Source organism: Streptomyces sp. NPDC055400 (assembly GCF_053644375.1).
Window position 1 is genome coordinate 197131 of sequence record NZ_JBSHLM010000017.1, and the last position, 23425, is coordinate 220555.

General features: G+C 73.9%; 19 protein-coding genes. 10 read left to right on the forward strand and 9 right to left on the reverse strand.

Annotated elements, in window-relative coordinates:
• Positions 1–11 precede the first annotated feature (11 nt).
• Both ACWIGU_RS36270 and yczE read right to left on the reverse strand, forming a co-directional pair.
• A complete protein-coding gene (locus tag ACWIGU_RS36270; RefSeq protein WP_454405910.1) occupies positions 12–779 on the reverse strand; it encodes a glycerophosphodiester phosphodiesterase in 768 nt (255 codons plus the stop codon).
• The gene (yczE, locus tag ACWIGU_RS36275) at positions 776–1444 is read right to left on the reverse strand and encodes a membrane protein YczE (RefSeq protein ID WP_454405911.1); all 669 of its coding nucleotides are present in this window, start codon (positions 1442–1444) and stop codon (positions 776–778) included. The genes ACWIGU_RS36270 and yczE overlap by 4 nt, the downstream gene beginning before the upstream one ends.
• 99 nt (positions 1445–1543) lie before the next feature.
• Between yczE and ACWIGU_RS36280 the strand changes: the two genes are divergently transcribed.
• Positions 1544–3043 (forward strand): SCO1417 family MocR-like transcription factor, encoded by a 1500-nt coding sequence (locus tag ACWIGU_RS36280; RefSeq protein WP_329575515.1) that lies wholly within the window; start codon positions 1544–1546, stop codon positions 3041–3043.
• 19 nt (positions 3044–3062) lie between these two features.
• Here ACWIGU_RS36280 and ACWIGU_RS36285 read toward each other — a convergent pair whose 3' ends face one another.
• Together ACWIGU_RS36285 and ACWIGU_RS36290 are read right to left on the reverse strand one after the other, a co-directional pair.
• Positions 3063–4673: a hypothetical protein gene (locus ACWIGU_RS36285; protein WP_454405913.1), complete on the reverse strand. Its 1611-nt coding sequence runs from the start codon at positions 4671–4673 to the stop codon at positions 3063–3065.
• A 37-nt stretch (positions 4674–4710) separates the two neighbouring features.
• Entirely contained in the window at positions 4711–4905 is a 195-nt protein-coding gene (locus ACWIGU_RS36290; RefSeq protein WP_356272133.1) for a hypothetical protein, read from the reverse strand.
• A gap of 282 nt (positions 4906–5187) precedes the next feature.
• Between ACWIGU_RS36290 and ACWIGU_RS36295 the strand changes: the two genes are divergently transcribed.
• The 5 genes from ACWIGU_RS36295 to ACWIGU_RS36315 all read left to right on the forward strand — a co-directional run bounded on the left by ACWIGU_RS36295 (position 5188) and on the right by ACWIGU_RS36315 (position 10610).
• Positions 5188–5580 (forward strand): ankyrin repeat domain-containing protein, encoded by a 393-nt coding sequence (locus ACWIGU_RS36295; protein WP_454405914.1) that lies wholly within the window; start codon positions 5188–5190, stop codon positions 5578–5580.
• A gap of 278 nt (positions 5581–5858) precedes the next feature.
• On the forward strand, positions 5859–7277 hold the full coding sequence (locus ACWIGU_RS36300) for a HEAT repeat domain-containing protein (RefSeq protein WP_454405915.1): 1419 nt from the start codon (positions 5859–5861) through the stop codon (positions 7275–7277).
• A 140-nt stretch (positions 7278–7417) separates the two neighbouring features.
• Entirely contained in the window at positions 7418–8542 is a 1125-nt protein-coding gene (locus ACWIGU_RS36305) for a glycosyltransferase family 4 protein (protein ID WP_454405916.1), read from the forward strand.
• Positions 8539–9756 carry a glycosyltransferase gene (locus ACWIGU_RS36310; RefSeq protein ID WP_454405917.1) on the forward strand — a complete coding sequence of 406 codons (1218 nt, stop codon included), beginning with the start codon at positions 8539–8541 and terminating at the stop codon, positions 9754–9756. The genes ACWIGU_RS36305 and ACWIGU_RS36310 overlap by 4 nt, the downstream gene beginning before the upstream one ends.
• On the forward strand, positions 9753–10610 hold the full coding sequence (locus tag ACWIGU_RS36315; protein ID WP_454405918.1) for an SGNH/GDSL hydrolase family protein: 858 nt from the start codon (positions 9753–9755) through the stop codon (positions 10608–10610). The genes ACWIGU_RS36310 and ACWIGU_RS36315 overlap by 4 nt, the downstream gene beginning before the upstream one ends.
• 94 nt (positions 10611–10704) lie before the next feature.
• On the opposite strand, the gene ACWIGU_RS36320 is transcribed toward ACWIGU_RS36315, so the two are convergent.
• From ACWIGU_RS36320 to ACWIGU_RS36340, 5 genes are read right to left on the reverse strand one after another with little or no spacing between them, the layout of a single operon-like run.
• Positions 10705–11574, reverse strand: a complete 870-nt coding sequence (locus ACWIGU_RS36320) for a 5-oxoprolinase subunit C family protein (protein WP_454405919.1) — start codon at positions 11572–11574, stop codon at positions 10705–10707.
• A complete protein-coding gene (locus ACWIGU_RS36325; RefSeq protein ID WP_454405920.1) occupies positions 11571–12191 on the reverse strand; it encodes a 5-oxoprolinase subunit B family protein in 621 nt (206 codons plus the stop codon). The genes ACWIGU_RS36320 and ACWIGU_RS36325 overlap by 4 nt, the downstream gene beginning before the upstream one ends.
• Positions 12188–12979 (reverse strand): LamB/YcsF family protein, encoded by a 792-nt coding sequence (locus ACWIGU_RS36330; RefSeq protein ID WP_454405921.1) that lies wholly within the window; start codon positions 12977–12979, stop codon positions 12188–12190. The genes ACWIGU_RS36325 and ACWIGU_RS36330 overlap by 4 nt, the downstream gene beginning before the upstream one ends.
• Positions 12980–13012: 33 nt before the next feature.
• Positions 13013–13870 carry a putative hydro-lyase gene (locus tag ACWIGU_RS36335; RefSeq protein ID WP_454405922.1) on the reverse strand — a complete coding sequence of 286 codons (858 nt, stop codon included), beginning with the start codon at positions 13868–13870 and terminating at the stop codon, positions 13013–13015.
• Positions 13867–15168, reverse strand: coding sequence for an MFS transporter (locus ACWIGU_RS36340; protein WP_454405923.1), 1302 nt, complete (start codon positions 15166–15168; stop codon positions 13867–13869). Before ACWIGU_RS36340 ends, ACWIGU_RS36335 begins: the two co-directional genes overlap by 4 nt.
• Before the next feature lie 159 nt (positions 15169–15327).
• Here ACWIGU_RS36340 and ACWIGU_RS36345 point away from each other — a divergent pair, with 159 nt between their 5' ends.
• The 4 genes from ACWIGU_RS36345 to ACWIGU_RS36360 all read left to right on the forward strand — a co-directional run bounded on the left by ACWIGU_RS36345 (position 15328) and on the right by ACWIGU_RS36360 (position 23420).
• Complete coding sequence (locus ACWIGU_RS36345; protein WP_454405924.1) at positions 15328–16032, forward strand: GntR family transcriptional regulator; 705 nt, start codon at positions 15328–15330, stop codon at positions 16030–16032.
• Positions 16033–16138: 106 nt separating this feature from the next.
• Positions 16139–17665: a hypothetical protein gene (locus ACWIGU_RS36350; RefSeq protein ID WP_454405925.1), complete on the forward strand. Its 1527-nt coding sequence runs from the start codon at positions 16139–16141 to the stop codon at positions 17663–17665.
• A 94-nt stretch (positions 17666–17759) separates the two neighbouring features.
• Positions 17760–18653 (forward strand): hypothetical protein, encoded by an 894-nt coding sequence (locus ACWIGU_RS36355; RefSeq protein ID WP_454405926.1) that lies wholly within the window; start codon positions 17760–17762, stop codon positions 18651–18653.
• A gap of 66 nt (positions 18654–18719) precedes the next feature.
• A complete protein-coding gene (locus ACWIGU_RS36360) occupies positions 18720–23420 on the forward strand; it encodes a hypothetical protein (RefSeq protein ID WP_454405927.1) in 4701 nt (1566 codons plus the stop codon).
• Positions 23421–23425 lie beyond the last annotated feature (5 nt).

Sequence of the window (23425 nt, forward strand, 5' to 3'; positions counted from 1 at the left end):
CCGGCGAGCCGTCAGGTCCAGGCTCCCCGGTCCTTGAGCACGTCACGCAGCGTCTCGATGTGATCGGTCATGATGCCATCCACGCCGAGGTCGAGGAGTTCACTCATCTGTGCGCGGTCGTTGACCGTCCACACATGGACCTGGAGCCCGCGCGCGTGGGCCGCGCGGACGAAGCGGCGGTCGACGACACGTATCCCCGAATGGGCCACGGGTACTTGGGCGCACACCGCCGAGTCCCGCAGCGCCGCGGGCAGCCCGAGGGACCGCAGCCGCAGGCCGAGCACGCCACGCGTGCCGTACGACGTGGCGAGGCGGGGGCCCGCGAGGGACTGGGCCCTGGCGACCCTGGCCTCCGAGAACGAGCCGACGCAGACGCGGTCCCAGGCGTCCGTGCGGCCGATCAGGTCGAGCAGCGGGAGCAGTGCGGGCTCGGCCTTGACGTCCACGTTCCAGCGCACGTCGGGGAAGGTCTCCAGGAGTTCCTCGAAGAGCGGCACCGGTTCGCGGCCCGCCACGCGCGCGTGGCGCACGTCGCTCCAGGGCAGGTCCGCTATGCGGCCCGCCGCGTCCGTGACCCGGTCGAGCGTCGCGTCGTGGAAGGCCACGAGCGTGCCGTCGGACGTGGCGTGCACATCGGTCTCGATATAGCGGTAGCCGAGGTCCACGGAGCGCCGGAACGCCGCCATCGTGTTCTCCAGGCCGTCGGCCGTCCCGCCGCGGTGGGCGAAGGCCAGCGGTCCGGAACGGTCCAGATACGGATGGCGTACGCGCGTGGTCACCCTGGAAGTATCGCCCCTTCGGGTGACGCGCCGGCAACGGAAGTGGGTGCCTCGGGCGGCGCGGGGGCGGCGAAGACCTTCAGGAACACCTGGGCCAGCGGGCCGATCGCCACGGCGTACAGGAGGGTGCCGACGCCGATGGTGCCGCCGAGGGCGAAGCCCGTCGCCACCACCGCGATCTCGATCGTCGTGCGCGCCAGCCGGATCGAGCGCCCGGTACGCCGGTGCAGACCCGTCATCAGGCCGTCGCGCGGGCCGGGTCCGAAGGAGGCGGCTATGTAGAGGCCCGTCGCCGCGCCGTTCAGGACGATCGCCGCAGCCATCAGCGGGATCCGGATCCCCAGGGCGTGCACATCGGGGACGACGGCCAGCGCGCCGTCCATCGCGATGCCGACCACGAAGACGTTCGAGACGGTGCCGAGGCCGGGGCGCTGCTTGATGGGGATCCACAGGAGCAGCACCAGGGCGCCCACGATGATCGACACAACCCCGATGGAGAGCCCGGTGAGTTCGGCGAGGCCCTGGTGGAGCACGTTCCACGGCTCCAGACCGAGCCCCGCCTCCACGAGGAGACCGGAACTCACGCCGTACAGCGCCAGGCCGACGTAGAGCTGGAAGAGGCGCCGGGTGAGACCGGGGCCGGGTGGCGTGGACGACGCGGACAAGTGGAGCCCCCTGTGGTGGTAGTGGCTTGTCGCATGACACTCTGTGGCTTGGGAACACAGGCCAACCATGGCCAATTCGGGGAAGGTGGACTGGACTCCATGGCTCAGTGGACTTCGGCGGTCGGCGCGGCCCAGCTCGCCCGGCTGCTCACCTCCCAGCAGACGCGCCCCCCGGGCCCCGGCAGCCGCCGCCCGCCCGCCTACCGCGCCCTCGCCGACGGCATCCGCCTCCTGGTCCTCGAAGGGCGTGTGCCCGTCGCGGCGCGGCTGCCCGCCGAGCGCGAGCTCGCCGTCTCCCTGGCCGTCAGCCGCACGACCGTCGCCGCCGCCTACGAGGCGCTGCGCGGCGAGGGGTTCCTCGAATCGCGCAGGGGAGCGGGCAGCTGGACGGCCGTACCGGCCGGAAACCCGCTGCCCGCGCGCGGCCTGGAGCCCCTGCCGCCCGAGGCGCTCGGCTCGATGATCGACCTCGGCACCGCGGCCCTGCCCGCCCCCGAACCCTGGCTGACCCGCGCCGTCCAGGGCGCGCTCGGTGAACTCCCGCCCTACGCGCACACCCACGGCGACTACCCGGCGGGCCTGCCCGCCCTGCGCGAGATGCTCGCCGAGCGCTACACCGCCCGCGGCATCCCGACCATGCCCGAGCAGATCATGGTGACCACCGGCGCGATGGGCGCGATCGACGCGATCTGCCATCTGTTCGCGGGCCGCGGCGAGCGCATCGCCGTCGAGTCGCCCTCGTACGCCAACATCCTCCAGCTCATGCGCGAGGAGGGCGCCCGGCTCGTCCCGGTCGCCATGGCCGAGGGACTCGCGGGATGGGACCTCGACCGCTGGCGGCAGGTCCTGCGCGACGCGGCGCCCCGTCTCGCCTACGTCGTCGCCGACTTCCACAACCCCACCGGGGCGCTCGCCGACGAGGACCAGCGCAGGCAGCTCGTCGACGCGGCGCGCTCGGCCGGCACGGTGCTCGTCGTCGACGAGACCATGACCGAACTCCACTTCGACCACGACCTGGACATGCCCCGCCGCGTCTGCGCGTTCGACCCGGCGGGCTCCACCGTCATCACGGTCGGCTCGGCGAGCAAGGCGTTCTGGGCGGGCATGCGCATCGGCTGGGTCCGGGCGGCGCCCGACGTGATCCGCAGCCTCGTGGCCGCGCGCGCCTACGCCGACCTCGGCACGCCGGTCGTGGAGCAGCTGGCCGTGAACTGGCTGCTCAGCACCGGCGGTTGGGAGGAGGCCGTTCAGCTGCGCCGCAGCCAGGCCCGGGACAACAGCACGGCGCTGGTCGCCGCGCTGCGCCGCGAGCTGCCCGACTGGGAGTTCGACGTGCCGGTCGGCGGTCTGACGCTGTGGGTGCGTGCCGGAGGCCTGTCGGGGTCGCGGCTCGCGGAGGTCGGCGAACGCGTCGGCGTACGGGTCCCCTCGGGGCCCCGCTTCGGGGTGGACGGCGCCTTCGAGGGCTATGTGCGGCTGCCGTTCACGGTCTCCGGGGCGGTCGCCGACGAGGCTGCGGTGCGGCTCGCGGCGGCGGCGCGCCTGGTGCGGGAAGGCGGAGCGTCCGGGGCGGAGCCGCCGCGGACGCTCATCGCATAGGGCCGGTGGGGCCCGGCCGTCACCCCTCGGCGGCGACCGTCTGCACCGTACCCACCGCTTCCACGGCGTGGACCGGCTCGGCCGCTTCGACCGGCTCGGGCTCGGGGCTGTCGTCGCCAGGTGCCGTCCGCTGCGGGAGCAGCCCGAGCACCGCCTGCCGGTGCGCGTCACTCGTCGCGTCGTCGTACGGGTCGGGGGTGGCCGGCACCTGGAGGCGGTGGACGGCGCCCGCGCCGAGGCGCGCGTAACCCCGTCCGGCGGGGACGTCCGGGGTGGGCGTCGTGTGGGGCGCGACCCCGAGGACGTCCTCGATCTGGTCGTACGTGGCCGGGCCGAGCACCACGCGCGCGCGGGTGTGCTGACAGACGGTGTCGGTCAGGGAGTCGAGGCTGTCGAACTGGTCCGCCACGACGACCGTGACGTTGGCCGCGCGCCCGTGCCGCAGGGGCACCTGGAGCAGGGTCTGCGGGTCCTTGCGCCCGTCGGCCGCGGCCAGATGACCGAGGACGCTGGGCCGGTCGAGCAGGATCCACAGGGGGCGGCGGGTGTCGTCCGGCGCGGGGTGGCCGGCCTGGCGCGCCCGGTTCGCGGCGATCAGGCGCCGCTCCGTCTCGTGGGCCGCCCATTCCAGGCTGGCCAGCGCGCCGGCGAGCCCGCACTCGACGGCCAGGACACCGCTGCGTCCGGTGAGGCACGCGTAGTCGCCCGTTCCGTTGCCCTCCACGATGAGGACGTCACCGTGCTGGAGGGCCTGGAGCGCGATCGAGCGCAGGAGTGAGGTGGTCCCGCTGCCGGGGTGGCCGACGGCGAGGAGGTGCGGCTCGGTGGAGCGCATCCCCGTACGCCAGACGACGGGCGGTACGTCGCGCCGCTCGTCGCCGTCACCGAGGGGCAAGGTCCGCTGGGTGCCGCTCGCGTCGGTGAAGCCGAGGACCATTTCGCCCGGTGCCGTGACGAATCGCTGGGCGGCGATGTCGGTGGGCAGCGGGGGCATGACGGTGACGGTCAGCTGGTTGCCCTCCTCGTCCCACTCGAAGTGGTACTCGCGGCCCCGGCCCGACTTGGCGTGCAGGAGCTGTTCGATACGGGCGCGGGAGTCGGCCTCACCGTCCGGGAAGTACGCCGGGTAGTGCAGCACGATGCGTGAGACGCGCCCGTCGTCGTCGAAGTCGTACGACTCGAAGGCCTTTTCCCACTCTCCGCCGTGGGCGAAGAGCGGGTTCGGGTCCTCTGGGACGGAGAAGTACGGGACGAGCGCCTCGTAGAGCGCGGTGAGCCGCTTGACCTGGGAATCGTCGGGACCGGTCGGCGCGGGCGGCGTCTGGTCCCGGCCCTTCCACGCGGCCGCTGCCATCAGGGTGATGAGCGCCAGCAGCGGCCCGTACGGAATCAGCACCACGACCAGCACCACGGCCGCCACCAGGAACAGCAGCGGTCCGCGCCGGTCCTTGGGGGTGTCGGCCCACTTGTGCCGCCCGGCGGATGCCAGGCGGCCCAGGCCCTTGGTGATCGTGATCAGGGGATGGAGTACGTCGACGGCCCCGTCGGCTGCCGTCCGTGCCAGTTCCCGGCTCCGGGCGATGGGGGCGCTGCCATTGCTCAGAATGCGGGGGAGGGGGCGCCGGGCCACGTCTGTCTCCTGAAGTCACGTGCGAGGGGGGAGGGGGTCAGAACTTGATCCCGCCGAGCAGGCTGGCCAGGCTCGCGCCGCCGGCCTTGATGCTCGGGGCGATGGCGGTGCCCGCGAGGTAGAACCCGAAGAGGGCGCAGGTCAGGCCGTGCGAGGCTTTGAGTCCGTCTTTGCGGAAGAAGAGGAAGACGATGATTCCGAGCAGCACCACGCCTGAGATGGACAGGATCATTTGAGTTCTCCTGGTTGATGGGGACAGTCACCATGAGTCCTTCCAGGATCACAGCATGTATCTATACGATAAAAGGTGCAAATGGGTGGAATATTCTTGATTTCACCCGTTCGGCAGGCGCCCCGTGAGCCTCCTGGGCGTGCGCTGTTCGGCCGTCAGGGCTCTTCGTGATCTTTGCCTCGGTCCGCGCCGCTCATGTGCCGAACCGGGCAGTACTCTGTCGATTCACTCGTACGGCCGCACGGTCGTAGCACTCCGTATACGCAAAGGCGGTCTGTTCCGATGAGCGAAGTCCCCGACCCCGAGGTCGTGGAACTGGCTACCAAGATCTTTGATCTTGCGCGCCGGGGTGAGAGCGAACAGCTCGCTGCCTATGTCGACGCCGGCGTGTCCCCGGACCTCACGAACGACCGTGGCGACTCCCTGGTGATGCTCGCCGCCTATCACGGGCACGCCGAGGCGGTCCGCGCGCTGCTCGCCCGCGGCGCCGACGCCGACCGGGCCAACGACCGGGGCCAGACCCCGCTCGCGGGCGCCGTCTTCAAGGGCGCGGACGACGTGATCCGGGCCCTGCTCGACGGCGGGGCCGACCCGGAGGCGGGAACTCCGTCGGCGGTCGACACGGCCCGCATGTTCGGCAGGGCGGAGCTCGTGGAGCTCTTCGGCACTTCCTGAGACACCGCCATTGACCAGGCAGAACGGGGGAGCAGGAAATGTGGTCGCGGCGAGAAGAACCGCTGGGTCATCATGACGACGTGATTCACGGACGCGACGGCGGGGCAGATGGTGCCACACCGCGTGGGCCGTGAACGGTCCGATGCGGACCACGGACGAGAGGCAGAGGAAGATGGTCTACAGCAAGCAAGAGACGGCGGGCGCCCCGCGGTGTTGTCGCGCGGCCAGGTAGTGCGGTTCCCCCGGTTGCGTCGACGCTTGATGTGAGGCTGTTTCCCATGTTCGATCCGGTCATAGCGCCCAGCGGTACGCTGCTCGGCCTGCTGCAGAGGGGCCGCGGCGACGGCACCCTGCACGCGTTGACGGCGCCGCGCGCCGAAGCGCTCGCGGCTCTGAATCACTGTGTGCTGAGCGACCCCCGCCACGACTGGCAGGTGGAGAACCGCTCGCTCTACTACGCCCGTCTCTACCTCGACCTCCACGGAGAGCTGGGGGAGATCGAGCGCCACCTCTTCGACCCCGACGACGTCCTCGACACGGACGAGTCACGCACGGGCCTCGCGCTCGCGGTCCTCGGCCACCTCGCCTCGTACGGCAGGCGCGACGCCCTGGAGCTGCTGCGCCGCTACGCCGCCTTCGGGTCCAGCTGGGCCTGGGCGCTCGACGAGCTGGCCCTGCGCGACGACGACGCGGGGCTGCGCGTGCTCGCCGCCCCCATCCTCGACAGATTCCCCGAGGGCCCCGAGGGCGACGCCGAACTCGCCGCCGCCGTGCGCGACGCCTATGAACCGCGTCCCTGGCGGCTGTGGGCCGACGACCCCAGGGAAGCCATCGGCGCCCGCGTGCGCGCCGCCCAGGAACGCGGCTCCTTCGACCAGTGGCAGCGCCAGATGCGCCCCGCCGGGCCACGCCCCGGCTGGAGCGTGCGGGCCGTCTTCGACTGGGCCCAGGAAGGCCTCGAACGCGGAGTCGTCCTGTACGTGCCCGCCGCGCGCTGCCTGACCGCCGTCGCCGGACCCGACGACAGGGCCGAGATCGTCCAGGCCGCGCTCACCGGGCACGACGGCGCCCGGAGCACGGCCCTGCGCTATCTCGCCGACACCCATGATCCCGACGTCCTCGATCTGATCGAGGCCGCCGTGGAGAGCCCCTCGCACGCCGTGGTGGACGCCGCCCTCGACGCCTTCGAACGCATGCGGACGGCCGACTCCCTGGAGCGCGCCCGCCGCTGGGCCCCCAGGCCCGACGCCCTCGGTGCCGCCGCGGGACGTATGCTCGCCTGCCGCGGCGGAGCGAAGGACGCCGAACCGGTCCTGGCCGCACTGCGCGAGGCGGTGCGCGGCGAAGGCGCCGACGCGCCGACCCTGTGGCCCCTGGTCGACGGGGCGGGACGCCTCGGCATCACCAGCGCCGCCCCCGTTCTGCGCCACGTCTACAGAGAGACCGCCTCGTCCCACCTGCGCGGCCACGCCGCCAGGGCCCTCGCCGCCACCGACCCCTCCTTCGCCGCGGGATTCGCCGTCGAATGCCTGTGGGACTGCGAGGAATCCACCCGCGAAGTCGCCGCGCGCCACGCGGAGACAGGCGACGCGCGCGTCGTGGACCAGCTCAGGAGACTCGCCGCCGACCCGGCCGAGGAGGCCGAGGTGCAGACCGCGGTGCGCAGCAGAATAGGCCCGGACGCGACGGCTTTGTGACCGGCGGCTTTCCGGGAGGCAACGCGCGATGGACGCTGCCTCCCGGCCGTCGGCGAGCGAGGGCCAACGCTCATGGGACGTTCCTCGCCAGGAAAGATCCACGTTGACGTGCCCACGCTCGACGCGACGACAACACCGGTATGCGTGTCGTCATCGTCACCGAGTCCTTTCCCCCCGACATCAACGGTGTGGCTCACTGCGCCCTGCAGACCGCCCGGCACCTCGCCGCGCGCGGTCACGACCCCCTCGTCATCGCCCCGGCCACCGCGCCGGGCCCTGACACCGACACCGATGCCCCCTGCCCCGTCGTAAGGGTGCCCTCCCTGCCGCTGCCGGGCTACCCGCAGGTCCGGGTGGCGCTGCCGAGCCGCCGGGTCGCGGCGGCCGTGGCAGCGCACGGCGCCGAACTCGTCCATCTGGCCAGCCCGTTCATCCTCGGCGTGCGCGGCATGGCCGCCGCCTCACGGCTGCGGATCCCCGCCGTCGCCGTCTACCAGACCGACCTCGCCGGTTACGCGCGTACGTACATGGGGGCAGGTGAGGCCACCGCGTGGCGGCGGATCCGCAGCGTCCACGGTGCCGCCGACCGCACACTCGCCCCGTCCAGCGCCGCCGTGCACGACCTGGAGGTGCACGGGGTGCCCCGCGTGCGGCTCTGGCCGCGAGGGGTGGACACCGTCCGCTTCCGGCCCGACCTGCGCGACGAAGCCCTGAGGCGCGAGCTCGCGCCCGACGGCGAGCTGATCGTCGGCTATGTGGGCCGGCTCGCCCCCGAGAAACAAGTCGACCTGCTGGCCGGCGCGTGCGCCCTCGACGGCGTGCGCGTGGTCATCGTCGGCGACGGCCCCAGCGAGCCCGGCCTGCGCGAGGCACTTCCCGGCGCCGTCTTCCTCGGCCGCCGCACCGGCGCCGAACTCGCCCGCATCTTCGCCTCGTTGGACATCTTCGCCCACACGGGCCCCTACGAGACGTTCTGCCAGACCGTGCAGGAGGCCATGGCCAGCGGCGTCCCGGTGATCGCGCCCGCCGCCGGAGGGCCGCTGGACCTCGTCGCACACGGCCGGACCGGGCTCCTCGTCGCACCCGGAGACGCGGCGGCCGTACGCGACGCCGTCTGGTCGCTCGCCGCTGACCCGCTGCGTCGCCTCGCCTACGGGGCGGCCGGCCGCAGCACGGTCGAAGGGCGGACCTGGGCGGCCGTCGGCGACCAACTCGTCGGCCACTACGGAGAGATCCTCGACGCGCGGACGGCGGTGGCGGCATGAGCGGGCTGCGGATCGTACGTCTCGCCAACTTCGTCGCGCCCTCCTCGGGCGGACTGCGCACCGCCCTGAGGGAGCTGGGGGCCGGCTACCGCGCCGCCGGGCACGAGCCCGTCCTGATCGTTCCGGGGGAGCGGGCCGGCGAGCACGACAGCACGCAGGGCCGCGTCATCAGGCTGCCTGGGACGCTGCTTCCCGGCACCGGCGGCTATCGCGTCCTCACCGACCGGCGGCGCGTGACCGAACTGCTCGAACGCCTCGCGCCCGACCGGATCGAGGTGTCCGACCGCACGACGCTGAGGTGGACGGGGGAGTGGGCGCGGCGCGCCCGGGTCCCCGCCGTGATGGTGTCCCACGAGACGGCCGACGGGGTCCTGCGGACCTGGGGCCTTCCCGAGAAGCTCGCTCTGCGCGCCGCCGACGCGCTCAACTCCCGCACAGCGCACGCCTACGCGCGCGTGGTGTGCACGACCGAGTACGCGGAGCGCGAGTTCATCCGCATCGGGGCGCGCAACGTCGTACGCGCCCCGCTCGGCGTCGATCTGGAGCGGTGCCGTCCGAGCCTGTGGGACCCGGCCGTGCGGGAGCGCTACGCGCGCGTGGGTGAGGTGCTGCTCGTCATGTGCTCGCGTCTCTCCGTGGAGAAGCGGCCCGGCACCGCGCTCGACGCCCTGGCCGCGCTCCGTCGCCGCGGGACGCAGGCGGTGCTCGTCGTCGCCGGGGACGGGCCGTTGCGGGCCCGGCTCGAACAGCAGGCGCGCGCACGGAGGTTGCCGGTGACGTTCCTCGGGCACGTGGCAGACCGCGGGCATCTCGCGGCGTTGCAGGCCGCCGCCGACGTGTGTCTCGCGCCGGGGCCCGCGGAGACGTTCGGGCTCGCCGCGCTCGAGGCCATGGCCTGTGGCACTCCCGTCGTCGCCAGCGCGTCGTCGGCGCTGCCCGAGGTCGTGGGCCCCGCCGGGGGAGTCGCGCAGGACACCGGCGAGGCCTTCGCCGTCGCGGTCGATGAGCTCGTCGCGCGGCCCAGGGAAGAACGCCGGGAGGCGGCACGCGCGCGTGCCGAGTGCTTCGGGTGGGGCGCCGCGGTGGATGCCTTCCTGCAGGCGCATGACGCGGTACGGGTCACGGCCGACGTGCCGCGCCGGACGGCCGCCGACGTGTCTCTCCTGGGGACGGCCGACGTGCCTGTACGGGTGACCGGGCGGGATGCCGTATGAGCGAGGTCCTGCGGTTCGTCGCCCTCGGTGACTCCCTCACCGAAGGGCTCGGCGACCCGGTCGGCGACGGCTGGCGCGGCTGGGCCGCGCTGCTCTCCGCCGGGCTCGCCCCGGACGGCATACCCGTGGAGTTCCACAACTTCGCGGCGAGCGGCGCCCAGACGCATGACGTCCTCGCCCGTCAGATGCCGCAGGCCCTCGCCCTGCGGCCCGACATCGCCTCCGTCCTCGTCGGCGTGAACGACACCCTGCGCCGCACGTTCGACATCCACGCCGTGGCCGCCCGCCTCGACCATGTGTACGCGGCGTTCACCGAGCAGGGCGCGGTCCTGCTCACGGCGTGCCTGCCCGACCCCGGCACCATGCTGGGGCTGCCCGGTCTTCTGGGGCAGCCTCTCGCGAGGCGCCAGCAGGCGGTGAACTCGGTCGTCCACGCCCTGTCCGAGCGCTACGGCGCCGTGCATCTGCACGCGGCCGAGGGGGCATGGGTCGCCGACCGTGCCATGTGGAGCGCGGACCGGCTGCACCCCGGCGAACGGGGGCACCGGATGCTCGCCGCGCGGTTCCACGCCCTGCTCGCGGCCGACGGGCGCGCCCAGGGCACACCGCCGTCGCAGCAGCCCGAACGGCCCGCGCCCACGCGCTCGGCGAGCCTGTTGTGGCTCGCCACGGCGGGTACGGGCTGGGTCGCACGACGGTGCACCGACCTGCTCCCCCAGCTCCTCACCCTCGCCGCGGACGAACTGCGCCACCGGGCCCGCGGCACCAGCGCCCGCCTCGACCTGCGGGCATCCAGCTCGGTGGTCTCGGCGCTCGCGGCGCTGGCGGCCGTGGAACAGGCGGACGCGGCGTGAGGAGCGGACGGCGGGTGAGGTGACGTGGTGAGGAGCGGGTGGGGCCACCACACGACGGTGGCCCGCTGGCCGACGGTCGCTGTGGGGTCTCCCGTCAGCGGCCCGCCGCCAGGACAAAACGGACCGGCGTGCCAGGGGTCGCCTGTGCCGCGGCGGGCAGGTCTGCCTGGCGTACGACGGCGACCACGGGATAGCCGCCCGTCGTCGGGTGGTCGGCGAGGAACACGACCGGCCTGCCGTCCGGCGGTACCTGTACGGCCCCCAGGACCATTCCCTCACTGGGGAGTTCCCCCTCCGACGCCCTGAGCAGAGGCGGGCCCTCCGTGCGCAGGCCGATGCGGTTGCTCGCCGACGACACGCGGTACGCGCGCGTGGTCAGCGTGCGCAGGGACGCCGCCGTGAACCAGTCCGCGCGCGGCCCGAGCGAGATCCGCAGCACCAGTTCGCGGGGCGGCCCCGGCTGCGGGGCCACGTCCACGCGCGCGTGCGCCGACGGCACCGTGCCCAGGGGGAGCACCGTGCCGTCCGCGAGGGGGGCGGGTCCGAGCCCGGAGAGCAGGTCGGTCGACCGGCTGCCGAGGACCGGCTCGACGGCCACCCCGCCGGCGAACGCCGCGTAACTGCGTACTCCGCAGAGCGCGGGTCCGAGGTCGAGGAGCGCCCCGGCCGGGACCCGTACCGGCGCGCCCCAGGCGACCGGACGCCCGTCCACCGTCACCGCGCACGGCGCTCCCACCACGGCCACCGTCACATCACAACGCGGCCGTACGGCGCATCCGTTGAGGGTGGTCTCCAGGACGGCGGCCTCGCGCGCGTTGCCGACGAGCCGGTTGGCGAGGCGGGCCGCCGGGAGGTCGAGCGCGCCGGAGTGCGGCACCCCGAGATGCGCGTGCCCGGGCCGGCCCTCGTCCTGCACCGTGGTCAGCGCTCCGGCCCGGACGACGGCCATGGCACGGTCCGTCACGCGGCCACCTCCGGCACGAAACGGACCCGGGTCCCCGGAGCGAGGAGCGCGGCGGGCACGCGCGCGTGGTCCCACAGCACGGTGTCCGTCGTCCCGATCAGCTGCCAGCCGCCGGGCGACGAGCGCGGGTACACACCCGTGTAAGGCCCCGCGAGCGCCACGGAGCCCGCGGGGACGGACGTGCGCGGCGTCGTCCGGCGCGGCACGTCGTAGCGGGCCGGCAGCCCCGTCAGATAGCCGAAGCCGGGCGCGAACCCGCAGAAAGCTACGCGGAATTCGGCCTCCGCGTGGATCCGCGGCACTTCCTCGACAGCAACGCCCCACAGCGCGGCGACGTCCGCCAGGTCGGGACCGTCGTAGCGGACGGGGATGTGCACGGCGCCGTCCCCGCGAGGAGGCAGCGGCGGGAGCTCCCAGTGGGGCAGCTGCGCGGCGAGCCGGCCGGCGGGCTCGTCGAGGCCGTCGAGGAGGACCGTGCGGGCCGCGGGCACGATCTCGCGTACGCGCAGCTCGCCCGCGGCGCGGCGGCGCAGCAGCTCGGCGTGGAGCGCCGCGGCCTCCTCGCCTCCGGAGACCTCGACGAGCAGCGCCCGGTCGCCGACCGGAAGGGCCCTCATGCGAAGGCCTCCACCCGGACTCCCGCCGACTCCAGCCGCGCCCGCACCCGTCGGGCGAGGTCCACCGCGCCCGGGGTGTCCCCGTGCAGGCACAGGGACCGCGCGCGTACGGAGATCCGCTCGCCGCCGTGCGAGGCGACCGTGCCGAAGCGGGCCAGGCCGACGGACCGCTCGACCACGGACTCGGGGTCCGTCACCACGGCGCCCTCGCTGCCTCGCGGCACGAGCGTGCCCCGCGCGGTGTAGGCCCGGTCCGCGAACGCCTCGCTCACCACGGGCAGTCCGGCCTCGCCGGCCACCTCCAGGAGACGTGCCCCTGGCAGCCCGAGGACGGGCAGGGTGTCATCCGCGAGGCGGACGCCGTCGACGACCGCGCGGGCCTGTTCCTCGTCGTGGACGACACGGTTGTAGAGCGCTCCGTGCGGCTTGACGTAGGCCACGCGCGTGCCCGCCGCGCGCGCGAAGACCTCCAACGCGCCGATCTGGTACGCCACTTCGGCCGCCAGCTCGTCGGGCGGCACGTCCATGGCGCGCCGCCCGAACCCGGCCAGATCCCGGTACGAGACCTGGGCGCCGACCCGGACACCGCGCTCGGCCGCGAGGGCGCACACGCGGCGCATCGTGGCCGCGTCCCCGGCGTGGAAGCCGCAGGCCACGTTGGCGCTCGTGACGACGGACAGGAGCTGCTCGTCGTCGGTCAGGCGCCAGCGGCCGAAGCCCTCGCCGAGGTCGGCGTTCAGGTCGATGGTCACGGTCGCAGGCGGGGCCTGCGTGGTCAGTGAGGTCATGGAACCCTCTTCTTCCGGTGGGGTGTCGCGGGATCAGGCGACGCGGTACTTCTCGTCGCGCGCGTCGGTCAGGAACATCCGGCCGGGCGCGTGCGTGATGGCGAACGGCGGCCGGGAGGCCATCACCGCGGCCTGGGGAGTGACGCCGCACGCCCAGAACACCGGGATGTCGCCCTGCTGCGCGGCCACGGGATCGCCGAAGTCCGGCCGCCCGAGATCCTCGATGCCGAGCCCGGACGGCTCACCGCAGTGCACCGGGCTGCCATGGACGGCGGGCAGCAGCGCGCTCTCCCGGATCGCCGCCGCGAGATGCTCCGGCGGGACCGGGCGCATCGACACCACCATCGGCCCCTGGAGCCGCCCGGCGGGCCGGCACTGGCGGCTGGTCGTGTACATCGCGACGTTGACACCCTGTTCGATGTGTCGCATCGGCACACCGGCCTCGGACAGCGCCCACTCGAAAGTGAAGCTGCACCCGATGAGGAACGACACGAGGTCGTCGCGCCAGTGGCCGACGACGTCCGTGGGCTCGTCGGTCAGCTCGCCGTGCTCCCACACCCGGTAGCGCGGCAGGTCCGTACGCAGATCGGCGCCGGGAGCCAGCGGGGTGGTCCAGGCGCCCGCGTCCGTGACGTCCAGTACGGGACAGGGCTTGGGATTGCGCTGGCAGAACAGCAGCATCTCGTAGGCCCAGTCGGCGGGGACCGCGATGAGGTTGGCCTGCGTGTGGCCGCGCGACCAGCCCGCGGTCGGCCCCGAGGCGCCGGCGCGGATGCGGGCGCGGGCCTCGGCCGGGCTCCACGCGTGCGCGTGGCTGTCGACGGGTTCTGTGCCGGTCGGGGGTGAGTCAGGAGTGACGGTCTCCGTGGCGCGGTCCTGCGTGCGGTTCACAGGAGCTCCCTTCCGCGGGTCTCGGGCAGCCCGAAGAGGGCGATCACAGCGAGTGCGTACCCCACCGCACCGAAGATCAGGGCGCCCCCCACACCCCAGCTGTCGGCGAGGTACCCGACGAGCGTGGGGAAGACCGCTCCGACGGCACGCCCGGTGTTGTACGTGAAGCCCTGTCCCGTACCGCGCACGGCCGTCGGGTAGAGCTCGCTGAGGAACGAGCCGAAGCCGCTGAAAATCGCCGACATACAGAAGCCGAGCGGGAAACCGAGCACAAGGAGAAGGCCGTTGGACCCGTCGGGAATGCTCGTGTAGGCGGCGATGCTCCCCGCGGACAGCACCGCGAAGAGCGTGATGTTCCGCTTACGACCGAGACGGTCGGTGAGGTAGCCCCCGGTCAGATAGCCGGCGAAGGCGCCGGAGATCAGGAACGTGAGATAGCCGCCCGTGCCGACGACGGTCAGGCCGCGTTCCGTCTTGAGGTACGTGGGCACCCAGGTGGCGAGCGTGTAGTAGCCGCCCTGGACACCCGTCGACAGGAGGACGGCGAACAGGGTGACGCGCCGCAGGCCCGGAGCGAAGATGGCCGAGAAGGAGCCCTTCTGCGCACTCGTGCCCAGCTGTTCGGTCGCCTTGGGGGCGTCGTGCACCCGGCGCCGTACCCACAGGACGAGGAGCGCGGGGAGCGCCCCGGTCCAGAACATCACGCGCCACGCGAGGTCGTCGCCGAGGAACTGGAACACCAGGGTGTAGACGACCGCGGCGAGTGCCCAGCCGACCGCCCACGCGCTCTGCACCGCGCCCAGGGTGCGGCCGCGGTTCCTGGCCGTGGCGTACTCGGCGACGAGGATCGCGCCGACCGCCCACTCGCCGCCGAAGCCGAGGCCCTGGAGGGCGCGGAAGACCAGCAGTGTCTCGTAGTTGGGGGCGAAGCCGCAGGCCACGGTGAAGACCGCGTACGTGATGACCGTGATCAGCAGGGCCTTCACGCGGCCGATGCGGTCCGCCACCACCCCGGCGACCGCGCCGCCGACCGCGGAGACGACGAGCGTGACCGTCGTCAGCAGGCCGGTCTGGCCGCTGTCGAGACCGAAGTACGCGGCCAGCGCGACCATGCTCAGCGGCAGCGTGAAGTAGTCGTACGAGTCGAGCGCATAGCCGCCGAAGGCGCCTGTGAACGCGCGCCGGCCGCGCGGGCCGAGATCGCGCAGCCAGCCGAACGCGCCCTCGGAGGACGGGAGTTCACCAGTGCGTGCGGGGGAGTCGGTCACGGTCGCGTCGGGCGGTGGGGTCGTGCTCATGGGCACCTCGCAGGAGGGGATTGGGTGCTTCCTGAGTGAGCTGAACCGATGGGCGCGGTCCGTACGGGGAACAGCGCCTGTCCGCCAAGGTAGAGGATCGTTGAACGATCCCTCAATACCCATGTTGTTTCGTTCTGGTATCTGCGCTTGAATTCGGGCGTGGCCGAACTGAACGGACTGGCGGACGACCGCGCGCTCCTGGGGCGCACCAGCACCGCCGAGCGCGTGGCGGACATCCTCAGGAGCCGCATCGCGGAGGGGTACTTCCCGCCCGGGACGCGCCTGTCGGAGGACAGCATCGGCGGTGCGCTCGGCGTCTCGCGCAACACGCTGCGCGAGGCGTTCCGGCTGCTCACCCACGAGCGGCTCCTCGTGCACCAGCTCAACCGCGGCGTCTTCGTGCGCGTGCTCACCGTCGAGGACGTCGAGGACATCTACCTCACGCGACGCCTCGTCGAGTGCGCCGTCGTACGCGGCCTCGGCCGGCCCCCGTACGACCTCGGCGCCGTGGCCGACGCGGTCGCCGACGGGCACCGCGCCGCGCAGGCACGGGAGTGGAAGGGCGTCTCCACCGCCAACATCCACTTCCACCGGGAGCTCGTGGCCCTCGCGTGCAGCGCGCGGACCGACGAGTTGATGCGCAGCGTCTTCGCCGAACTGCGCCTCGCGTTCCACGTCGTCGACGACCCCCGCCGCCTGCACGAGCCCTATCTCGCCCGCAACAAGGAGATCCTCGAGACCCTGGAGGCGGGGCGCCGCGACGACGCCGAGCGGCTGCTCGCCCAGTACCTCGACGACTCCCGCGAGGGACTGGTCGACGTGTACGGCCGACGGGTCGCGGAGGGCGAGCGGCCGGACGCCTGACAGTCACCGTTCCCGGCGGCACGGGGGTCGGGGGGGGCGTGCGGTGCGGGCGGTCGCTTCTGCGCCGTTTCGACCGTTGTCAGACCTAGGACCTAGTCTGTGCTCCGTGACTTCGCCTGCCACCACGGAATCCGTTCCGCCCCAGCTCAGCGCGGGGCCGCGGCCCGCACCGGGCCCGGCCGCCGACGAAGGGCTCGCGCGCCGCCTTCGCGCGCTCGCCTGCACCGCGCCGCTGCACGACCTCGACGTGCGCAAGGCCAATCTCGCGGGCGAGTACTCCGGATACGGCATGGCCGAGGTGGCGCTCTCCGCCATCGACCTCGTCACACTCAACATGGACTTCGACACGGGCGCCGACCACGAGCAGATAGTGGCCAGGCTCATCCCCCGCGTCGGCGCACAGGCCCCGCAGCGCCCCGCCGCCGAGCACGAGCGCGTGGCCCGCTGGGTCCTGGAGAACCTGATCAACGTCGGCAGCGTCGACCGCGGCTTCCGCGCCGTGTACGGCACGTTCGCGCCCGACGGCTCCTATGTCCGCAGGGACTACGACTTCAAGCTGATCGAGGAAGTCGCCGGCTACGGGGGCGGCGTCTACCTCCGCACCACCGACGAAGCGGTCAACGTCCTCGTGGGCGCCCTCGACACCGACGTCACCAGCGCCCAGATCGCCGCCGAGGTGAAGCTGGAAGTGCTGATCAACCGCGGCCGTCTCGCCGACGCCCAGCTCGCCGCCGAGCAGGCCAGGTACCGGACGGTGCAGTACTCCGAGACCCTCCGAAGGGCCCTGGACGCGACCCGGAGGAACGTCCGAGCGGTGGACTGGCTGAACGCCGTCCCGGACATGATCGCCGAGGCGCTCGACCACGTCGCCGACCGGTACCGCCACGAGAACGCGATCCTCACGAACATCCGCAAGGCCCGCGACGAGTCCGAGGACCCCGAGCACAAGCGGCGCGCCGCCGAGCTCGTCGACATCGTCAAGGACTGCATCCGCCGGCACACACAGCTCCAGTCCCGCCTCCTCGAAGCGGGCCCCCTGTTCCGCGCCGAGCAGGACCGGCAGGCCTTCGCGACCCCGTCCGCGCGCACGGGCCTCGACCTGTACGGGCAGCTCGTCGCGCCCCTGCTGCCGCTGCCGGTCGAGCAGGCGAGCCGTGTCACCGACGCGTTCTTCGCGCGCGGGACGGGCCTGCGCACGCCCGTGTCCGTACGGGTCGGGGACCTGATCGACATACTGCTGACGCCGCCCCAGGAGCGGGAGCACCTCGGCGTCGAGATGCCGGAACCCGACCTGATCGCGACGCCCGACGACAGCCGGTTCAGCGAGGAGCAGCTGGCGAGCGCCATGGAGCTGCTCGACCTTCCCTCCGACGCGCCGCGCCGGCTCTCCGGACTGCTCGCCGAGGCGCGCCGCCGCGACCCCGAACTGCCTTATCTGGTCGCCCTGCTGTCCGTCCACGCGGCCAGCCCGCCGGTCGGCACGGCCTACCGGCAGGGCGAGGAGAAGCTGCTGTTCGCCGTGGACGACGGCACCGAGCTCGACGACCCGGAGTTCGGCGGCGCCGACCTCATCGTCGGCACGGCCCTCCTGGACGCCGCGGGCATGGTGGCCGACCGGACGGAGGCCGCGTAGTGCCGATCGCATCGCACCGGGCCCCACTGCCGCGCGTCGCTGACACCGACGTACACCCGAGCCTCGCCGCAGACCCGACCAAGGAGCACCAGCCGTGACCGATCACCCCGCAGAGCACGCCGCGTGGGGCGAGGCGGAGCCCTCGCAGGCTCCGGCGGCCGGCGCGCCCGTCACCCCGGCCGACGCCGCCGACGCGGCCCGCCTCGTGGCCTTCGGCCTCCAGCCCAAGCTGCAGCCCGCCCGCGACCAGGAGTACGCCGAGCTGCTGCGCCGCTACCGCGAGGACCCGCCGTTCGCGCGGCTCGCCGACGCCGTCGCCGCCGGGCTCGGCCTCGTCGTCCTGGAGGTCTCCACGCGCGCGGGGATGGCCGTGACCGCCGCCGAGGACTCCGTATTCGCCGTGCGGATGGGCGACTACGCGCGCCGCACCTCCGCCGACGGCAGCGACCGCTTCCTGCACGGCCTCGCCCACCTCTCCGTCGCCGCGATGGCGTTCCCGCGCCCCGAGGACCTCGCCGACGACGGCTACATCGGCCGCGTCACGGTCAACGGCGTGGACGCCTTCGTCCGCCAGGCCTGCCGCCGCCTGGAGGAGCGCGCCGAGGAGCGGGGCGAGAACACCGACCCGGCCTCCGACGCCCCGGGCCTAGAGGCCGCGTGGCGCATCTGGGCCAGGCGCAGCTCGACCGGCGCGACGAAGGATGCGCGCCGCCTCGCCGGATCCACCACCGGCATCGTCGCCAAGGCCGTCGCGTTCCTCACCGACTCCGGGTTCCTGCAGAGAACGGGCGACGACTCGGGCGGCACCTACCGCACCACGGCCCGCTACCAGCTCCAGGTCCGCGACCTGGCCGGCACCGCCGCCCTCTCCGAGTTGGCGGACCTCGGCATCGTGCCCGTCACGGACGGCTCCGCGAGCCTCCTGCCGCCCGCGGACGAGGACGACGGGGAGCTCGTGGCCGACGCGGGACTCCCGTTCCACTCCTGACCGGCCACGCGCCACCGCCCCACGACGCACCGCCTCACCGACTTACTACGACGAGAGTCCGCCGCCATGTACGAGCTGTCCCGGATTCGCCTCTACTCCATCGGGCCCGCCGGTGCGCGCTACGCCGACACCGTCCTGGACCTGCGGGGCGTCGGCGAGCCCGTGCCCGACCCCGCGCCCACCCAGGCGGAGTTCTTCGAGGACGAGCCCGTCGGGCTGCCGCGCCGCCCCGCGCCCGCGGGCGTGCTCTTCCTGGAGAACGGCGGCGGCAAGTCGGTCCTCCTCAAGCTGATCTTCTCCGTGATGCTGCCGGGTCACCGGAACACGCTCGGCGGCGCCAGCTCCGGCGTGCTCCGCAAGTTCCTGCTCGCCGACGACTGCGGGCACGTGGCCCTGGAGTGGCAGCACACCCTCACGGGCGAGTGCGTAGTCGTCGGCAAGGTCAGCGAGTGGCGGGGCCGGCAGATCTCGAACGACCCGCGCAAGTTCGCCGAGGCCTGGTATTCGCTGCGGCCCGGGCCCGGCATGAGCCTGGACTCGCTGCCCGTCGCCGAGTCCTCGGCCGTACGGTCCTCGGCCGAGGGCGTCTCGGGTGCGCAGGGGCGGCGGCGGACCATGAAGGGCTTCCGGGACGCGCTGACCGACGCGGGCAAGGCGTACCCGCACCTCGAAGTGCACTGGGAAGAGATCCACGACCGGTGGAACGAGCACCTGGGCGACCTCGGCCTCGACCCCGAACTCTTCCGCTACCAGCGCGAGATGAACGCGGACGAGGGTGAGGCCGCCGGCCTCTTCGCCGTCAAGAAGGACTCCGACTTCACCGACCTGCTCCTGCGAGCCGTCACCGACACCCGGGACACGGACGGGCTGGCCGACCTGGTCAGCGGGTTCGGCAACAAGCTGGGGCGGCGCGCCGAGCTGATCGCCGAACGCGAGTTCACCGCCGGCTCCGTGGACCTCCTCGGCCGTATCGTGGACGCCGCGGACACCCGGGCACGCGCGCGTGACGTGCACGCCGGAGCCGAGCGCCGCACCCGCACCCTGGCCCGCAGGCTCGCCGCCCGCGCCGCCCTGGAGCGCGGCCGCGCCGCCGACCTCGCCCAGCAGGTCACCGCTGCCGCGCACACCGTCGGCGAGGCGGAGCAGGCCCGCGGCCGCAGCGCCCTGATCGCTTCCGAACTGGCGTACCGGCACGCCTCGTTGGCGCTCGCCGGAGCCGAGAAGGCCGCCGCGGCGCAGAAGCGTGAGCTGGCCGACGCGCGCACCCTGCACGCGGCGTGGCAGGCCGCCGAGGCCGTCCTGCGCCACCGCGCCGCCGCCGACCGCTCCGCGCGCGTGGCCGTCGCCATCCGCGAGGCCGAGCGGGACGCCGCCCCGGCCCTCGCCGCCCGCGCCAAGGCCGCCGCCGACCTCGTACGCGCCCTGCACGCCGCGGCCGAGAGCGCCGAGCAGCTGGCCAACGAGGGTGAGGAGCGTTCCGCCGCGCTCCAGGAGGCGGGCGAGACCGCCCACCGCGACGCGACCGTCGCCGCGACCGAGGCGCAGCGCGCCCGCAGTGAGGTCGGGCACCTGCGGCAGCGGCTCTCCGAGGTCGAACAGGAGACCGCCGAGGCGGTACGGGCCGGCTGGCTCGACGACACGGCGCCGGACGCCGACCCCGCGCGCGCGGCGCTCGCCGCGAGCGACGCGGAGAAGACCACGGTCGCGGCCTGGGACACGGCGCGCGACGCCGCACGGCGCGCGAGCGAGCACGCCCGGGAGACGGCGGGCGCCGAGGCCCGCGCCGAACTCACCGCGGCCCGCGCCGCGGACGCCGCCACGGCCGCCGAGCACGCGTACGGGGCCGAGCACCGCGCCGCCGGTTCCCTCGCGCGCGAAGAGCGCGTCGCGGAGCTGCTCGGACTGACGGGGGTCCCCGGGATCCCCGCCGCAGGGGTGCCCGCACCCCGGGGCGCGGCGGCCGACGGAGCCTCGACCGGGCACGCGCGCATGGCGACCGTCACCCGCGACTTCAGCGAAACGCCGCTCACGGCCGAGGAGCTGGACCGCGCGGCCGACGACCTCAAGGCGCTGCTCGACGACGGCGTCGCCTCCGCCGAACGCCAGCTCTTCGACCTGCGCACGGCCGCGGCCGACGACGCCCGCATCCTCGGCGCGCTCGGCGACGGCGGACTCCTGCCGCCGGGACCCGACGTCCTCGCCACCGTCGAGTTCCTCGGCGAGCACGGCATCCCCGCCCTGCCCGGCTGGCGCTACCTCGCCCAGGCCGTCGACCCCGCGGATCACGCGCGCGTGCTCGCCGCACGCCCCGAGCTCGTCGACGGCGTCGTGATCACCGACCCCGACACGCACGCCCGGGCCCGCGAGGCACTCGCCGGCGCCGCCCTGCTGCCCCGCTCCGCCGTCGCCGTCGGCACGGCGGCCGCCCTGCTCGCCCCGACACCCCACGAAGAGACCGGTGGCAGCGGCGTCTCCGGTGTATTCCTCGTGCCGCCGAACCCGGCGATGCACGACGAGCACGCCGCCGACGAGGAGCGGCAGGCGCTGCGCACCCGCGCGACCGAGCGCGACGAGGAGATCCGCGCCCTGGCCGCCCGGCTCTCCAAGGACCGGGAGCTCGCCGCCCGTATCGGCTCCTGGCGCACCGGCTGCCCGGACGGACGCCTCGCCGAACTGGCCGCCGCCGCGCAAGAGGCACGTGCCTTCGCCGATGAGACCGAGGCCGAGCTCGCCGAGGCCCGCGCCGTCCGCGCCGAGGCCGAAGAGACCGCGGTCGAGGCGACCCGCGTACGCGACGAGCGGCAGGACGCGGCCCAGCGCGCGCGGCGCGTCGCGGACGCCCTCGCGGGTCTCGCGTTCCGGCTGCGCGAGCGCGCCGGCTGGCAGGCCAAGGTGCGCGAACTCGCCGACGAGGCCGTCGAGTCGGAGGCACGCGCCCAGACCTGCCTGGAGCGCGCCCGCTCCGCCGACGAGGACCGCAGGGCGGCACAGCGCGCCGCCGACGACGCCCGCCGAACCGCCCGCGCCCTGCGCGCCGAACGCGCGGAGATCGCCGGCGCCCCCGACGACGTACCGGCGGACCCGGAGCAGCCTGCCCCCAAGACGCCGAAGCCGTCGCTGCCCGCGCTGCGCGAGGCGTACCGCGCGGCCTCCCAGGTCTACGAGAAGGTCGGCGTCGGCGCCGACCTGCGCGCCGAGCAGGCACGCGCGGAGAGCGACGAGAGCGCCGCGCTCGCCGAGCTCGACCGGCTCAGCAACAAGGTCCGCACCCGCGCGGCCCAGCTCCTGGAGTCCCCGGACGGCTCCGACGGACCGTCACGGCAGGCCGCCGCGGCCCGCGCCGACGAGCTGGTTCAGCTCCTGGAGGCCCGCGTGTCCACCGCGAGCGAGCAGCTCGGACGCCTGCGCGGCGAGGCCGAGCGGCACGCGCCCGAGGACGGCGACGACGCCCACACCGAGCTGCCCGACGACCTCGTCCCCACCGGCGCCGAGCACGCCCAGACGCTCCTGCGCACCGCAACGGGCGAACTCGCCGCGCGCACCGAGGCGTTGACCGTGGCCCGCGCCGCCCACAGTGAACTCCTCGACTCCCACCGCGCCGCCGAGGACGCGACCGGCGGCTTCGAGGAGACCGCAGCGCTCCTCAAGGACCTGCTGCGCGAGCATCCCGACCGGCACGAGAGCGAGCAGGACGAGCCCGAGCCCTACCCCGGCACCCTCGTAGAGGCCCGGCACGCGGCGGCCGAGGCCCGGCGCTCCCTGCGCGGCTGCGCCGCCGACCTGTCCGCCGCCGAGGCTGCCGTGCGCGACGCGAGCGACATCCTCGTACGGCACGCGAACGCCACCCGCTACGAGCAGGTGCGCACGCCGGCCCGGCAACAGATCCGCGAGCTGCCCGCCTCGTCGCTGCCGGAGCACGCGCAGAAGTGGGCGGACGCGTTCGCACCCCGGCTGCGCGTACTCACCGACGAGCTGGAGCAGTTGGAGCGCAACCGCGACTCGATCGTGGACCGGCTGCGCGGGCTCGTCGAGTCGGCGCTCGCCACACTGCGGTCCGCCCAGCGCCTGTCCCGCCTCCCGGAGGGGCTCGGCGAGTGGTCGGGCCAGGAGTTCGTGCGCATCCGCTTCGAGGAGCCCGACCAGGCGACCCTCGTGGAGCGGCTCGGCGAGGTCGTCGACGAGGCGACCCGCGCCGCCGTCAAGAAGAACTCCGACCTGCGCCGCGACGGCATGTCCCTGCTCCTGCGCGGGGTCGGCGCGGCGCTCCAGCCCAAGGGCATCGCCGTCGAGATCCTCAAGCCGGACGCCGTGCTGCGCGCAGAGCGGGTCCCCGTCGGACAGATGGGCGACGTGTTCTCCGGCGGCCAGCTCCTCACCGCGGCCATCGCCCTGTACTGCACGATGGCCGCCCTGCGCTCGAACGACCGGGGCCGCGACAAGCACCGGCACGCGGGCACGCTGTTCCTCGACAACCCGATCGGCCGCGCCAACGCCACGTACCTGCTCGAACTCCAGCGGGCCGTGTCGGACGCGCTCGGCGTGCAGCTCCTGTACACCACCGGCCTGTTCGACACGACGGCACTCGCCGAGTTCCCGCTGGTCATCAGGCTGCGCAACGACGCGGACCTCAGGGCCGGGCTGAAGTACATCAGCGTCGAGGAGCACCTGCGGCCGGGCCTGCCGCAGCAGGACCCGGCCGAGGAGACCGTGCACGGGGAGATCACGGCAACGCGCATGTACAAGCGTCCCGCGAACCAGCCCGGTTAGGGGGT

Bases quoted from the DNA above. Each gene is read 5' to 3' on its own strand.
- ACWIGU_RS36280 (WP_329575515.1), top strand. From the start codon at position 1,544: ATGGCTCAGTGGACTTCGGCGGTCGGCGCGGCCCAGCTCGCCCGGCTG.
- ACWIGU_RS36290 (WP_356272133.1), bottom strand. From the start codon at position 4,905: ATGATCCTGTCCATCTCAGGCGTGGTGCTGCTCGGAATCATCGTCTTC.
- ACWIGU_RS36295 (WP_454405914.1), top strand. From the start codon at position 5,188: ATGAGCGAAGTCCCCGACCCCGAGGTCGTGGAACTGGCTACCAAGATC.
- ACWIGU_RS36300 (WP_454405915.1), top strand. From the start codon at position 5,859: ATGTTCGATCCGGTCATAGCGCCCAGCGGTACGCTGCTCGGCCTGCTG.
- ACWIGU_RS36305 (WP_454405916.1), top strand. From the start codon at position 7,418: ATGCGTGTCGTCATCGTCACCGAGTCCTTTCCCCCCGACATCAACGGT.
- ACWIGU_RS36310 (WP_454405917.1), top strand. From the start codon at position 8,539: ATGAGCGGGCTGCGGATCGTACGTCTCGCCAACTTCGTCGCGCCCTCC.
- ACWIGU_RS36315 (WP_454405918.1), top strand. From the start codon at position 9,753: ATGAGCGAGGTCCTGCGGTTCGTCGCCCTCGGTGACTCCCTCACCGAA.
- ACWIGU_RS36325 (WP_454405920.1), bottom strand. From the start codon at position 12,191: ATGAGGGCCCTTCCGGTCGGCGACCGGGCGCTGCTCGTCGAGGTCTCC.
- ACWIGU_RS36330 (WP_454405921.1), bottom strand. From the start codon at position 12,979: ATGACCTCACTGACCACGCAGGCCCCGCCTGCGACCGTGACCATCGAC.
- ACWIGU_RS36340 (WP_454405923.1), bottom strand. From the start codon at position 15,168: ATGAGCACGACCCCACCGCCCGACGCGACCGTGACCGACTCCCCCGCA.
- ACWIGU_RS36360 (WP_454405927.1), top strand. From the start codon at position 18,720: ATGTACGAGCTGTCCCGGATTCGCCTCTACTCCATCGGGCCCGCCGGT.